The following is a 13,608-nucleotide window of genomic DNA, read 5'->3' as shown; positions in this document are numbered from 1 at the left end:
CCCTGGACGGCAAGTGTGCCAGAGATGCGCCGCCCACGCCGCAGGATCAGAACCGGTGCACGTAGGCCACGCCGTAGACCAGCGGGTCGATATTGACCGTGCCGATACGGTTGCCGTCCAGGCGCGATTGGGTATCGATATCGATCCAGCGCAGGTTGACGCGCAGCGCGCCGCGGTCGCTGAGCTTGTAGTCCACGCCTGCATGCAGTGCCAGGCCCCAGGAATCGTCCAGCTCCAGCGTGCTGCCGGCCAGCGCGCCGCGGGTATCGGTGTCGAAGAAGCGCGTGTAGTTGATGCCCGCGCCGAGGAAGGGCGACACCTTGCCCTGGCTGTTGAAGTGGTACTGCAGCGACACCACCGGCGGCAGGTGCTTGGTGCTGCCAACGCGGCCCAGTCCACGCAGCGCGATGTCGTGCTCGAACGGCAGCGCGGCCAGGACCTCGATGCCGAGATTGTCTGCGATGAAGTATTCGGCGGTGAAGGTCGGCTTGATGTCCTTGCCTACGTCTGCTTCCAGCGTGCCGCCAACCAGGCGGCCATTGTCGGATTTGGGGGCGACCTGGTGGGCACCGACGGCAACGGTCCAGTCGCCTTTGGATTGCGCCAGTACGGGGAGGCTGACGCAAGAAGCGGCCAGCGCGGTGAACAGAAAGGTAGAGCGAAGATGCATGGGAAGCCTCGTGGGGTGCAATGGACGTGGGAAGTCTTCGCGCTTGGCGTCGCCGCTGCCTTGATCCTGATCAATTTGGCCGTGCGCTCGGGTGTGCGGGCCTGCAATGGCTGTAGTCACACCCTGCGCGCACGACCGCGATACGCGCTATGCCGATGCTCGCAGCGGGATCGCACGTGCGGCATCGCGCGATGGGCTGGCCGCGGCTGTCGGCGCGGGAGGAGCGCCGACGGTTGCGTGCGCAGTGGCGTCGACAGCGATCGATCGCCGGTGCGATGTACCGCTTACTTGACCTTGGCGACCTTGGGTGCATCCACTTCCGGCATCGCCGAGCTGTGGTGGTTGATGATCAACCACTTGCCGTCGCGCTTTTCGTAGACGAAGGTGTAGCGGGCCTGCACGTTGCTCTTCTTGCCGGCCTCGTCGGTCAAGGTGAAGGTGTACACGCCGGCATCCACGGCGCTGTCGTCGTCGAGCACGCGCACGGTGCGGTAGTTGACCACGCCCTGCGGCTTCTTGGTCAGGAACATCGCGAAGTAGTTTTCGATCTGCTCGCGCGAGGCGCGCACTTCGTTGGAGACCGTCGGCAGCAATACGCCGTCCGGTGCGTACAGGTCGGCCACCTTGTGCGGGTTGCCGGTGGCCAGCGCCGCGTTCCAGGTGTCGAACAGCGCAGCGACTTCGCGCTCTTCGCCGCCGGCCGGCAGCTTGGCCTTGTCGGTGTAATGCATCACGCCGCCAGCCAGCGCCGGGGTGGCAGCCACAGCCAGAACCAGAGAGAACAGGGTGCGACGCATGGGAAATCTCCGTGTGATTGATGGGTTGCCTCAGCAGGCAGCGCCAGTATCGAAATCCACGGAGTGCCGAAATTCTGCTGTTCGGCATAGCGGTGAATATGCTTTTCAGCGTATTCGATTCGTCTTTAAGTGGATGAAATATATGGAGGTATGGCCTCTTTCACCATGCTCGATGCAGCGGCGCTTGATGCGGCTGGCATGAGCTCATCCGGAAACCGTCGGTCATCGATGCGATGGCGCGCGGATCGGCCGCTCACGCGCGTTCCCGCAGAGGCCGAGCGCGTTTGCGGTCCGATGGCTCACCAAGCGACGCACAGAGCTCATTCACTGGCGAACCGCTCACCGATCCCGAATGCCCATTCCCCCATCACGGCCCACACCAACACGGCTGCAGACAAGTGACGCTGCTAGAATGACAGCCCCTTTCCATCCGCCGCGCTGTCGCGGCCGCAGGAGCTAGTGAACATGGCAATCAAGGTTGGCATCAACGGATTCGGTCGCATCGGACGCAACGTGCTGCGCTCTGCGGTGCAGAACTTCGCCAATGACATCGAGATCGTGGCCATCAATGACCTGCTCGAGCCCGACTACCTGGCCTACATGCTGCAGTACGACTCGGTGCATGGCCGCTTCAAGGCCGATGTCTCGGTCGACGGCAACACGCTGATCGTCAACGGCAAGAAGATCCGCCTGACCCAGGAACGCGACCCGGCCAACCTCAAGTGGGATGCCGTCGGCGCCGACGTGGTGATCGAGTCCACCGGCCTGTTCCTGACCAAGGAAACCGCACAGAAGCACATCGATGCAGGTGCCAAGAAAGTCATCCTGTCGGCGCCGTCCAAGGACGACACCCCGATGTTCGTCTACGGCGTCAACGACAAGACCTACAAGGGCGAAGCGATCATCTCCAACGCCTCGTGCACCACCAACTGCCTGGCGCCGTTGGCCAAGGTGATCAACGACAAGTGGGGCATCAAGCGCGGCCTGATGACCACCGTGCATGCGGCCACTGCGACGCAGAAGACCGTGGACGGCCCGTCCAACAAGGATTGGCGCGGCGGCCGCGGCATCCTGGAGAACATCATCCCGTCCTCCACCGGCGCGGCCAAGGCCGTGGGCGTGGTGATCCCCGAGCTCAACAAGAAGCTCACCGGCATGAGCTTTCGCGTGCCGACCTCCGACGTCTCGGTGGTCGACCTCACGGTCGAGCTGGAACAGCCGGCCACCTACGCCGAAATCTGCGCCGAAGTGAAGGCACAGAGCGAAGGTGCACTGAAGGGTGTGCTGGGGTATACCGAAGACAAGGTCGTGGCCACCGATTTCCGCGGCGAAACCTGCACCTCGGTGTTCGACGCCGACGCAGGCATCGCGCTGGACTCCACCTTCGTCAAGCTGGTGTCCTGGTACGACAACGAGTGGGGCTACTCCAACAAGTGCCTGGAGATGGTGCGGGTTGTGGCAAAGTAAGTTTCTGGTGCAGTGATGAAACAGGCCCCGGCATGCCGGGGCTTTTTCATTCGTAGGCGATGGATGTTGCGTTTCTTGCACTGCGACGCCTTCGGCGGCTGCCCGGAAGTGGACTTTGCGGGACTCACGTGCGCTAATTTGCACGCACGGCGGCCGTTCCCGTGTCGTGTACGAAGGATCGGGGAACTCCATGGATCGAGAGAAAAGTGATGAATAAGTTTTTTGCAGGCGCCTTGGCGCTGAGTGTGGTTGTTGCGTTTTCCGTGCCGTCGACCAGCTGGGCTGCAAAAAAGCAGACCGGTACGCCGGCCTGGATGAATGCCGATGGCGAGGTGATCAAGTCGTCCGATGTCGAGGCGGGCTACGGCGAGACCGTCAAGGGCGTCAATGATTACGAAGGCGAGATCACCGGCAAGCCGGCGCCTGGCAGCAAGTTCACCCAGCTGAAAATCGGTATGCCGATGAAGCAGGTCACCGACCTGATTGGTCAACCGGACGACCAGGGTGCTTACGTGACCGGCAAGGCATTTATCCCGTTTTTCTTCGGTGGCGACCGCTACCGTTACGAAATGGCCTATAAGGGCCAGGGACGCCTGGTGTTCGCTGGCAAGTCGATGGGGACCGGCGGCAACCTGATCTGGATCATCCATAACAAGAACGACAGCGGCTACCGCGAATAACCGTTCAAAGCGCCCGGTTCTCCGGGCGTTTTCTTGTGTGAGGCATCCACGCAAGCACGCATGCGACCGCATGCTTGCCGACGCTCCATCCGTCGTCCAAGCGATAGGCTAGCTGCCCAGCCGCAGCCCTAGGCTGTATGGTGCGCGCATTCGGCTGGACGCCGGTTCGGGGATTGCTGCGTTGGAAACGATAATCGTGTTGGTGGCCCTGGTGCTGCTCGCCGTGCCGGTGGGTGTGGTGATTGCGCTGGTGTGGATTGCCGGGCTGCGGCGACGGGTGGCGGCGCTGGAGCAGCGGCTCGCGCAGTGGCAGGGCAGTGGTGCCGGGCGTGCGGATGCGCAGGCGCAAGCACCCGCGGACGCGCAGGGCAGGGCATGGGAGCGACCTGACGAGGCTCCCGCTGCCGGCACTGGTCCGGGCGTCGTGGCCGACAGCGATCTTTCGGGGTACCGCACCTCCGATGCGGCGCGTCAGGACGACGGTTGGCATGCGCCGGGCGCGGATCACGAGGCGGTTGGTGTGTCTGCCTCGGCGATGCCGCCGCCGTTGCCGGCGCAGGCGCCTGCAGATGCGATGGCGCGCAGTGCAATCGCGGCGTCGGAACGTCCCAGCCCGCAAGCGCAGGCAACGCGCGCCCAGCCGGCGCAACCGCAATCGGCGCAACCGCAACCGCCCCAGCTTCCGGCCGCGCCCAGCGCCATCGCGCGCGCAGCCAGCGCCTTGAAGCGTTGGTTCACCGAGGGCAATGTGCCGGTGAAGGTCGGCATGCTGGTGTTGCTGGCCGGCGTGGCATCGCTGTTGAAGTACGCCAGCGACCAGGGCTGGATGCGCATGCCGATCGAGATGCGCTTGGCCGGCATCAGCGTCCTGGCATTGGCCGGCCTGATCTTCGGTTGGACGCAGCGCGCGCAGCGGCCGGGCTTTGCGTTGGCGTTGCAGGGCGGCGCCATCGGCGGCTTGTTGTTGACGGTGTTCGCGGCGTTCAAGTTGTATGGCTTGCTCGATGCCGCAATGGCGCTGGGCATCAGCGTGGTGCTGATCGCAGGCATGTGCGTGCTGGCGGTGCTGCAGGATTCGCGCACGTTGGCGGTGCTGGGCGTGCTGACCGGTTTTCTTGCGCCGATCTGGTTGTCTACCGGCAGCGGCAATCACGTGGCGCTGTTTTCGTATTACGCCGTGCTCAACGCCGGCATCGTGGCGATTGCATGGACACGTCCGTGGCGCGTGCTGAACCTGCTGGGGTTTGCTTTCACCTTCGGCATCGGCACCGTGTGGGGGGCGCTGCAGTATTCCCCGGCGAAATTCGCCACGACCGAGCCGTTCCTGTTGCTGTTCTTCGCGATGTACGTGGCGATCCCGGTGCTGCATGCGCGCCGCGGCGACGGCAGTGCCGGCAGGCTCATCGATGGCAGCCTGTTGTTCGGAACGCCGCTGGTGGCGTTTGCGTTGCAGGCGCGCCTGCTTGAGGGCGACCGGCTGCCCCTGGCGTTGTGCGCGGTGGCGGTGGCCGCGTTGTATGCGGGCCTGGGCAGCTGGCTGCTGCGCCGCGCGTCTACCCGCGTGCTGGGCCAGGCGCACGCGATGCTGGCGGTCGGGTTTGCAACCCTGGCCGTACCGCTGGCGCTGTCGGCACGTGCCACTGCGAGCGTGTTTGCGCTGGAAGGCGTCGGTTTGCTGTGGCTGGGGCTTCGCCAACAACGACGGGTCTCGCAGGTCAGCGGTGTTGCGCTGCAGGTGTTTGCGGCGGTGGGTGTCGCCTTCGGCGTGGATGCCTGGCGCCACGATGCGGTCGCGGTGGCCAATGCAACCTGCATGAGCACGATGCTGCTGGCGCTGGCCGGCTGGGCCAGTGCCTGGTTCCTGCGCGATGCCGGGCATCGGCGGCGTGCGCTGCTGGCATATCTGTGGGGACTGGGGTGGTGGACGCTGTGCGGCGTGCACGAGATCGTGCGTTTTGCCGACCTGCGCAGCGAACCTGATCTGCTGCTGGGCTTGGTCGCACTCAGTGTATGGCTGGCGGCGGAAGTGCATCGGCGCCGTCCTGCAGCGGCGTTGGTATGGACGGTGATGTCGGGCTGGCGCTGGCGGCGCCGTTGGCGCTGTGGCAAGACGCAGCGCACACCCAGCCATTTGCGCATTGGGGCGCGCTGGCATGGGGTGTATTTGCGGTGGCAGGCGCGCGTGCGCTGTGGTGCCTGCGCACGCAGCGCGGCGCTGGCGCGATGGCGGCGCAGTTCATCTGGTGGCTGCTGTGGCCGTTGGTCATTTCGCTGGGCGCGGCCTGGCTGGCCGATGCGTTCTCGCTGGCCAATGGCTGGCGTTGCGCCTTGCTGGCGGCGCCATGGTTGCTGGTGGCGACGCTGGGGCTGTTGCGCTGGCCGTGGCTGGCCTGGCCGCAGGGAACCGGCTTTGATCCTGCACGCAACGCGCTGCTGAGCTGCGTGTTCGCGGTACTGGGGCTCGGCTGGCTGCTCGCGTTGCTGGACCCGGTGAGCGCCGCGCCGTTGCCCTGGCTGCCGTTGCTCAATCCCGCCGCGCTGGCGCAATTGGCGGTCCTGGCCTTGCTTGCGCGCTGGGCCTGGTCCGCACCTGCGCCGACAGTGCTGCAGCGTTCGCGCGTGGGTGCGCTGGGTGTGCTGGGGTGGGCGTTGATCACCGGCAGCACCTTGCATAGCGTGCATCACTGGGGCGGTGTGGCGTGGGATCGGGCGCTGATCGGCGCCACCTTGTCGCAGACCAGCCTCACCATCGTCTGGAGCGTGCTTGGCGTGCTTGGCTGGGTGATCGGCTCGCGTCGTGGGCAACGCGGGCTGTGGCTGGGCGGCGCGTTGCTGATGGGGCTGGTCCTGGCGAAGTTGGTGTTGGTCGACCGCCAGCATCTGGGCAATCTTCTCGGCATCGGCTCGTTCATGGCCTATGGCCTGTTGTGCACCGTGGTGGGCTATCTGGCGCCGGCGCCGCCACGGGCGGTCGCGACCGAAGGTCGTGCTGCCGAAGAGAACGGCGTCGAAAAGGATCAGGCATGAACGCGATGCGATGGGGGTTGTTGCTGTTGGTGCCGCTGCTGGCGCAGGCTGCCGATGTGCGGCAGGACTACCGCCAGCAGTGGCCGCTGCAGGTCACCGGCTCGGATGCCGGCCTCTATCAGCTGACCTTGGATGCGGCGGTGTATCGCATTGCGCACGACGCGGCGTTGCGCGATGTCACGGTGATCGATGCGCGTGGACAAGAGCTGCCCACCGCCTGGCTGCCGATGGATGCGGCACCGGCGGCTGCGGTACGCCGTCAGCGCTTGCCCGTGTTTGCGCTGCCCGCCGGTGCCGCGCCGGCCAACGGCGATCTGCAATTGATTGCCGAGCGCGATGCCAGTGGTGCGGTGCGCCGCCTGGAAGGTCGCTTTGCGACCGGAGCTGTCGCTGCGGGCCGCGGTGTCAGCTGGCTGATCGATGCCAGCGCGCTGCGCGATCGCCCGCGTGCGCTAGTGCTGGACTGGGAGGGCGACATGCCGGTGCAGGCCCAGGTGCGTGTGGAAGGCAGCGACGATCTGCGCGACTGGCGCGTGCTCGCCTCCAACGCCATGGTCATGGCACTCGACAATCAGGCGCAGCGACTGCAGCAGCGCCGTATCGCCCCGGACGATGGGGCGCGTTACCTGCGCCTGGTCACCGCATCCGGCGCGCTGCCGGCACTACGCGTGGTCGAGGCGGAGCTGGAGGGCATCGCCATGTCCACACCGCCGCAGTGGCTGGACTTGCCCGGCACCACGCAAGATGCGGCGCTGGTGTATGCCTTGCCTGGTCGCTTTCCGATCAGCCAGCTGGATGTCGGCGGCAGTCAGGCCGAGGCGGTCGAGTGGATCGTGGCAAGTCGCGATTCCGACGATGCGCCGTGGCTGCAACGTGCCGGCCCATGGTTGGCGTATCGATTGGGCCAGGGCGCGGCCGCCGCGTCGCCGCCGCAATTGCTGTCTGCGCCCGTGCGCGATCGCCAATGGCGGTTGGTCGCCGCGCAGGGTCGCAGCACCGCCGTGCCGACGCTGCGCGTCGGTTACCGGCCGGAGCGGCTGATGTTTCTCGCCCAAGGCCAGCCACCCTATGCATTGGTCGCCGGCAGTGCGCGTGCGCAGCGCACCGACGCACCGCTGGGCGCAATGCTGCAGGCACTGCGGCGCGAACGTGGCGCACAGTGGCAGCCGGCGCAGGCCCGCCTGGCTGCGCAGGCGCAGCCGCTTGCCGGCGATGCCGCGCTGCAACCGGCCGCCACGCCGCGCGACTGGAAGCGTTGGTTGCTGTGGGGCCTGCTGGTCGGCGGCGCCTTGCTGGTCGGCGGTTTCGCGGTGAGTCTGTTGCGTAGCGCGTCGGCCAATCGCAACGGCTGATTGCGGCCGCTTCGCATCGCGGTTTGCCGCTGCAGCGCGAAGGTCGGACAATGGGCGTCCCCCGTGACCAAGGCAGCCGTATTGCCCGTCGTGTTCGACCAAGCATCCCGCGCCTCGCCAACCGTCTTGGCGGCCTCGCGCGTGGTGGGCAAGCTGCGCGCCACGCGATCCGCCCGCGGGCGCAACAACATCGCGCCGGCGTTTTATGGCCAGTTGCCGCCAACGGCACAGCGCTCACCTGTTTGCCCGGGCGCGCGTCCTGGGTGCTTCTGCCTGACCATTCCCCATTCCCCCTCCCTAGACCGAACGAGCTGAGCCCATGTCCATTGTTCGCATGACCGACCTCGATCTCTCCGGCAAGCGCGTGTTGATCCGCCAGGATCTCAACGTGCCGATCGACAACGGCCAGATCACCTCCGAACAGCGCATCACCGCCTCGGTGCCCACCATCAAGCTGGCGCTGGAAAAAGGCGCGGCCGTGATGGTGACCTCGCACCTGGGCCGCCCCAAGGAAGGCAGCTGGACCGAAGAAGATTCGCTGGCGCCGGTGGCCACGCGTCTGGCCGCATTGCTGGGCGTGGACGTGCCGCTGGTGCGCGACTGGGTCGACGGCGTGGACGTTGCGCCGGGCCAGGTCGTGCTGCTGGAAAACTGCCGCATGAACGTTGGCGAGGGCAAGGACGATGAGACGCTGGCGCGCAAGTACGCCGCGTTGTGCGACGTGTTCGTGATGGATGCCTTCGGTACCGCGCACCGTGCGCAGGCCTCCACGCATGGCGTGATCCGTTTCGCGCCGGTCGCAGCAGGCGGCCCGCTGTTGATGGTCGAACTCGACGCCCTGGCCAAGGCGCTGGACAACCCGGCCAAGCCGCTGCTGGCGATCGTGGCCGGCAGCAAGGTCTCCACCAAGCTGGAGCTATTGTCCAACCTGGTCAACAAGGTCGACCAGTTGATCGTCGGCGGCGGCATCGCCAACACCTTCATCGCCGCAGCCGGGCATGCCGTGGGCAAGTCGTTGAACGAGCCGGACCTGATCCCGACCGCCAACCAGATCGTGGCTGATGCCAAGGCGCGTGGCGCGGAGATTCCGCTGCCCACCGATGTGGTCGTTGCCAAGCAGTTCCTGCCCGAGGCGCAAGCCAGCGTGAAGTCGCTGGATGCGGTCGACGCGGACGATCTGATCCTGGATATCGGCCCGCACACCGCACAGCGCTACGCCGAGCTGATCGCCAATGCCGGGACGGTGGTGTGGAACGGGCCGGTCGGCGTGTTCGAATTCGAGTCCTTCAGCCACGGCACCGAGACGCTGGCGCGCGCGATCGCCAGTTCCAAGGCGTTCTCGATCGCCGGCGGTGGCGACACCCTGGCCGCAGTGGACAAATACGAGATCGCCAAGGACGTGACCTACATTTCCACTGGTGGCGGTGCGTTCCTGGAGTTTCTGGAAGGCAAGACCTTGCCGGCGGTGGCCGCACTCCAGGCCCGCGGCCAGTGAGTGCAGCCACGCTGTTTTTCGATCTGGACGGCACGCTGGTCGATTCGGAGCCAGGCATCGTTGCCAGCATCGTGCATGCCTTCGACGAACTCGGCCAGCCGCGTCCGTCGGCGCAGACCTTGCGCGCCTGGATCGGCCCGCCGTTGCGCGACAGCTTCACCGAATGTTTCCCGGACGATCCGGAGTTGGTGCAGCGCGCGCTCGGGCTCTACCGCGCACGCTACGACGCGGTGGGCTGGACCGAACTCAGCGTGTTCGACGGCATCGGCGAGGTTGTCACCGGCCTGCAGCGTGCCGGTCATCGTCTGGCCGTGGTGACCTCGAAAAATGAGCGCTATGCGCGGCGCATCGTCGAGCACCTGCCCTTCGGCGCGTGCTTCGAAGAGGTGATCGGTGCCAGCGAAGATGGCGAACGTCGCTTCAAGCCGGACCTCATTGCCGAAGCGCTGCGCCGTTTGCAGATCGACAAGGCTGGCTGCGTGATGATCGGTGACCGGCGCATGGATATCGATGGCGCCAATCACCACGGCATCCACAGCATTGGCGTGTTGTGGGGCTTCGGCGACGAGGGCGAATTGCGCGCCGCCGGCGCCGGTGCGCTGGCACGCACACCGGCTGAACTGGCGGCGTTGCTGCAGTGATGAGCGGTGCGCGTCGACCGTTGTGTTCGCTTGGTCGCCGCGCCCGCAGCTGCGGTTCGCAGCGCGCAGAACACGCTTCACCGCTGCCGGGTTAGGGTGGCGACCGTTCGCATTGCTCATGGCAGCGCGGGCGCAGGCGTACGTACTGTCCCGCACTGTCTATAAGACATGCCGGAATCGGAGGAAGGCTATGCCGCAATGCCATCCTCGGTACGTGACGTGTGTGTTAAGTTTCGCGGCTTTTACAGGGAGGCCATCATGAAAGAACGTCAACGCCGCACCAAGATCCTCGCCACCCTCGGACCGGCAACGGATGCGCCCGGTGTGCTGGATACGCTGTTCAAGGCGGGCGTCAACGTGGTGCGCCTCAACTTCAGCCATGGCGACCCCTCCGGCCAGGCCAAGCGCGCCGCCGAGGTACGTGCCGCTGCGGCCCGCGTCGGTGCCGAAGTCGGCATCCTGGCCGACCTGCCGGGCCCGAAGATCCGTATCGAACGTTTTGCCGAAGGCAAGATCAAGCTGACCATGGGCGATCGCTTCGACCTGGTGGCCGATGCCAACGCGCCGGCTGGCGACCAGACGCAGGTTGGTGTCAGCTATCTGGGTCTGCCGCAGGACGTGACCGCCGGCGACGTGCTGCTGCTCGACGATGGCCTGATGCAGTTGCAGGTGACCGATGTGCAGGGCGAGCGCATCGTCACCAAGGTGTTGAACGATGGCGTGCTGTCCGACCGCAAGGGTCTCAACAAGCAGGGCGGCGGTTTGTCGCTGGGCGCGTTGACCGAGCGCGACAAGGAACTGATCGGTATCGTGGCCAAGATCGGCGTGGACTTCATCGCGGTCTCGTTCTGTCGCAATGCGCAGGACATGCACGACGCGCGTCAGATCGCGCAGCAGCACGGCTGCGATGCACAGCTGGTGTCCAAGATCGAGCGCACCGAGGCGATCGAAAACCTGGTCGAGATCGTCGAAGCCTCCGATGTGGTGATGGTGGCGCGTGGCGACCTGGGCGTGGAAATCGGCGACGCCGAATTGCCGGGCCTGCAGAAGAAGATCATTCGTGAGTCGCTGGCGCAGAACAAGGTGGTGATCACCGCCACGCAGATGCTGCAGTCGATGGTGGAAAGCCCGATCCCCACCCGCGCCGAAGTGCTGGACGTGGCCAATGCCGTCATCGACGGCACCGACGCGGTGATGCTGTCGGCCGAAACCGCCGCCGGCGCCTATCCGGTGCGTGCGGTGGAAGCGATGGCGCGCATCTGCCTGGGGGCCGAACACCAGTTCGAATTCGACACCGACTTCGAAGCGGCGCAACGCAATCTGCAGCGCGCCGACCAGGCGATTGCGATGGCGACCATGTTCCTGTCCGAGCACATCGGCCTGGGCGGCGTGGTGGCGTTGACCGAATCCGGCGGCACGCCGCGCTTCCTGTCGCGCTTCCGCTCCAATATGCCGATCTACGCCTTTACCCGTCACGATGGCGCGCGCCGTCAGATGGCGATGATGCGTGGCGTGTTCCCGATCAGCTTCGACAGCCGCGGCCTGACCCCGCGCGAGGCCGCACGTGCGGCGATCCGCCTGCTGGTGGAGAACGAGCGCATGGGGCCTGGCGACCGCGTGGTCTTTACCAGTGGCGAGCACATGGAAACCCACGGCGCCACCAATACGCTGCGCCTGCTGGAAGTGGGCGAAGACGGCCGCGCCACCGGTCTGGGCGAGCTCTAACGCCTGTCGACTGCATCCGGCGCATGACCTGAGCCGGAACAGACGCGACACACGACGGCGGCCCCAGGGCCGCCGTCGTGCTGTGTGGAACTGCCGGGCACCGGCGAGTGCTCGGGTCGGCGTATTGCTCAACGACCGGGTTCGGCGGCTGCAAAGCCAGCCCAGCATCGTCGCCGCGCCATAACGGCGCTGGTATGGCGCGCCATGCATGCCGCAAGGCGACGCCCACCCACGACGGCGATTCGGTTTTCCTGCGCGTCGACGAAACGGAACAACGCTGAACGACGCGCGGTACGACCGGATAGACGCTTAGCAGGTGCTCGTCGTGACGTAGCACGCGCCGTAGCCGGCTCTATGGCCGCAGCCGGCTCTATGCAACAGGCCAACACCTACAAACGCCAATCAACGCAGACGTGGCGCAGTTCCAGCCGCGCCAGCGCACGTCATGTAAGCAATGCATCAGCACTGCAAGCAACAAGCAGCACCTCATGCTCTGCTTGCCGACTCCCGACTCCCGACTCCCGACTCCCGACTCCCGACTCCCGACTCCCGACTCCCGATTCCCGATTCCCGCGATGCGAGCATCACCACACATCCTGTCACGCAGATCACGTGTAATCGGTTGCAGGCATTCCGTGAAGGAATGTGTACGACTTTCGTCGCTATACTTTCGTTCTCCCCCGCAGCTGCCACAGGAACTACATGAGCATCGAACAGCTTGCTGAAACCGCCCAGGCGATGGTCGCCCCGGGTAAGGGCATCATCGCCATCGACGAATCGACCAGCACGATCGCCAAGCGTTTTGCCAGCGTCGGCATCGAGAACATCGAAGAGAACCGTCGCGCCTACCGCGAACTGTTGCTGACCACGCCCAAGCTGAGCGACTACATCTCCGGCGCCATCCTGTTCGACGAGACCATCCGTCAGAAGACCAAGGATGGCGTGCCGTTCGCCGAGTACATGACTGCCCACGGCATCATCCCGGGCATCAAGGTCGACAAGGGCGCGCAGCCGCTGGCCGGCATGCCGGGCGAATTGGTCACCGAAGGCCTGGACGGTTTGCGTGCACGGCTGGAGGAGTACTACACGCTGGGTGCGCGCTTCGCCAAATGGCGTGCGGTCATCAACATCGGCGAAGACATCCCGTCCGGTACCTGCATCGAGGCCAACTCGCATGCGTTGGCGCGTTACGCCGCGCTGTGCCAGGAGCAGGGCCTGGTGCCGATGGTCGAGCCGGAAGTGATCATGGACGGCAGCCACGACATCGAAACCTGCTACGAAGTGACCGAAGCCACGCTGCGCTCGCTGTTCGGTGCGCTGTATGAGCAGAACGTCGTGCTCGAAGGCACCATCCTGAAGGCATCGATGGTCATCTCCGGCAAGAGCTGCGAAGAGCAGGCCAGCATCGAAGAGGTGGCCGAGTCCACCGTGATGTGCCTGAAGTCCACCGTGCCGGCGATCCTGCCGGGCATCGTGTTCCTGTCCGGCGGCCAGACCGACGAGCAGTCCACCGCCCACCTCAACGAAATGCACCAGCTCGGCAATCTGCCGTGGCCGCTGAGCTTCTCCTACGGCCGCGCCATGCAGCAGGCCGCGCTGAAGCTGTGGGCCAAGGACATGACCGGCAACTTCGCCAAGGCGCAGCAGGTCATCTACGAGCGCGCGAAGGAAAACGGCCTGGCCGCGCTGGGTAAGTGGAAGGGTTGATCGATTGATGGCGGCTGCAGGGTCGCCGCGTCGATGAAACGAAAACG

11 protein-coding genes are annotated in these 13,608 nt (G+C 65.6%); 9 read left to right on the top strand and 2 right to left on the bottom strand.

Annotated elements, in window-relative coordinates; translation table 11 throughout:
• Positions 1-46: 46 nt before the first annotated feature.
• Together ACCQ03_RS16735 and ACCQ03_RS16730 are read right to left on the bottom strand one after the other, a co-directional pair.
• Positions 47-670, bottom strand: a complete 624-nt coding sequence (locus ACCQ03_RS16735; RefSeq protein ID WP_057678796.1) for an OmpW/AlkL family protein — start codon at positions 668-670, stop codon at positions 47-49.
• 284 nt (positions 671-954) lie between these two features.
• The gene (locus ACCQ03_RS16730; RefSeq protein ID WP_057687087.1) at positions 955-1,467 is read right to left on the bottom strand and encodes an SgcJ/EcaC family oxidoreductase; all 513 of its coding nucleotides are present in this window, start codon (positions 1,465-1,467) and stop codon (positions 955-957) included.
• A gap of 465 nt (positions 1,468-1,932) precedes the next feature.
• On the opposite strand from ACCQ03_RS16730, the gene gap reads away from it, so the two are divergent.
• The 9 genes from gap to ACCQ03_RS16685 all read left to right on the top strand — a co-directional run bounded on the left by gap (position 1,933) and on the right by ACCQ03_RS16685 (position 13,561).
• Entirely contained in the window at positions 1,933-2,934 is a 1,002-nt protein-coding gene (gene gap / locus ACCQ03_RS16725; protein WP_057677526.1) for a type I glyceraldehyde-3-phosphate dehydrogenase, read from the top strand.
• Positions 2,935-3,143: 209 nt separating this feature from the next.
• On the top strand, positions 3,144-3,614 hold the full coding sequence (locus ACCQ03_RS16720; RefSeq protein WP_057677514.1) for a hypothetical protein: 471 nt from the start codon (positions 3,144-3,146) through the stop codon (positions 3,612-3,614).
• Positions 3,615-3,795: 181 nt separating this feature from the next.
• Positions 3,796-6,051, top strand: coding sequence for a DUF2339 domain-containing protein (locus ACCQ03_RS16715; RefSeq protein ID WP_412566718.1), 2,256 nt, complete (start codon positions 3,796-3,798; stop codon positions 6,049-6,051).
• 5 nt (positions 6,052-6,056) lie between these two features.
• On the top strand, positions 6,057-6,641 hold the full coding sequence (locus ACCQ03_RS16710; RefSeq protein ID WP_425521713.1) for a DUF2339 domain-containing protein: 585 nt from the start codon (positions 6,057-6,059) through the stop codon (positions 6,639-6,641).
• Complete coding sequence (locus ACCQ03_RS16705) at positions 6,638-7,993, top strand: DUF3999 domain-containing protein (protein WP_209225843.1); 1,356 nt, start codon at positions 6,638-6,640, stop codon at positions 7,991-7,993. Before ACCQ03_RS16710 ends, ACCQ03_RS16705 begins: the two co-directional genes overlap by 4 nt.
• A 319-nt stretch (positions 7,994-8,312) precedes the next feature.
• Positions 8,313-9,488 carry a phosphoglycerate kinase gene (locus ACCQ03_RS16700; RefSeq protein ID WP_209225845.1) on the top strand — a complete coding sequence of 392 codons (1,176 nt, stop codon included), beginning with the start codon at positions 8,313-8,315 and terminating at the stop codon, positions 9,486-9,488.
• Positions 9,485-10,129, top strand: a complete 645-nt coding sequence (locus tag ACCQ03_RS16695) for an HAD family hydrolase (RefSeq protein WP_008574673.1) — start codon at positions 9,485-9,487, stop codon at positions 10,127-10,129. The genes ACCQ03_RS16700 and ACCQ03_RS16695 overlap by 4 nt, the downstream gene beginning before the upstream one ends.
• A gap of 258 nt (positions 10,130-10,387) precedes the next feature.
• The gene (pyk, locus tag ACCQ03_RS16690; RefSeq protein WP_011348424.1) at positions 10,388-11,854 is read left to right on the top strand and encodes a pyruvate kinase; all 1,467 of its coding nucleotides are present in this window, start codon (positions 10,388-10,390) and stop codon (positions 11,852-11,854) included.
• Positions 11,855-12,556: 702 nt separating this feature from the next.
• Positions 12,557-13,561: a class I fructose-bisphosphate aldolase gene (locus ACCQ03_RS16685; RefSeq protein WP_003487259.1), complete on the top strand. Its 1,005-nt coding sequence runs from the start codon at positions 12,557-12,559 to the stop codon at positions 13,559-13,561.
• Positions 13,562-13,608 lie beyond the last annotated feature (47 nt).

Origin of the sequence: Xanthomonas sp. NCPPB 3569 (genome assembly GCF_041475645.2) — a bacterium.
In the GTDB taxonomy this organism is placed as follows: domain Bacteria; phylum Pseudomonadota; class Gammaproteobacteria; order Xanthomonadales; family Xanthomonadaceae; genus Xanthomonas; species Xanthomonas phaseoli.
This window is presented reverse-complemented; position numbering and strand designations above follow the sequence as displayed.

Excerpts from the sequence above, each read along its gene's own strand:
- ACCQ03_RS16705 (WP_209225843.1), top strand. The coding sequence starts at position 6,638 with ATGAACGCGATGCGATGGGGGTTGTTGCTGTTGGTGCCGCTGCTGGCG.
- ACCQ03_RS16685 (WP_003487259.1), top strand. The coding sequence starts at position 12,557 with ATGAGCATCGAACAGCTTGCTGAAACCGCCCAGGCGATGGTCGCCCCG.
- ACCQ03_RS16735 (WP_057678796.1), bottom strand. The coding sequence starts at position 670 with ATGCATCTTCGCTCTACCTTTCTGTTCACCGCGCTGGCCGCTTCTTGC.
- ACCQ03_RS16720 (WP_057677514.1), top strand. The coding sequence starts at position 3,144 with ATGAATAAGTTTTTTGCAGGCGCCTTGGCGCTGAGTGTGGTTGTTGCG.
- ACCQ03_RS16700 (WP_209225845.1), top strand. The coding sequence starts at position 8,313 with ATGTCCATTGTTCGCATGACCGACCTCGATCTCTCCGGCAAGCGCGTG.
- ACCQ03_RS16730 (WP_057687087.1), bottom strand. The coding sequence starts at position 1,467 with ATGCGTCGCACCCTGTTCTCTCTGGTTCTGGCTGTGGCTGCCACCCCG.
- gap (WP_057677526.1), top strand. The coding sequence starts at position 1,933 with ATGGCAATCAAGGTTGGCATCAACGGATTCGGTCGCATCGGACGCAAC.
- pyk (WP_011348424.1), top strand. The coding sequence starts at position 10,388 with ATGAAAGAACGTCAACGCCGCACCAAGATCCTCGCCACCCTCGGACCG.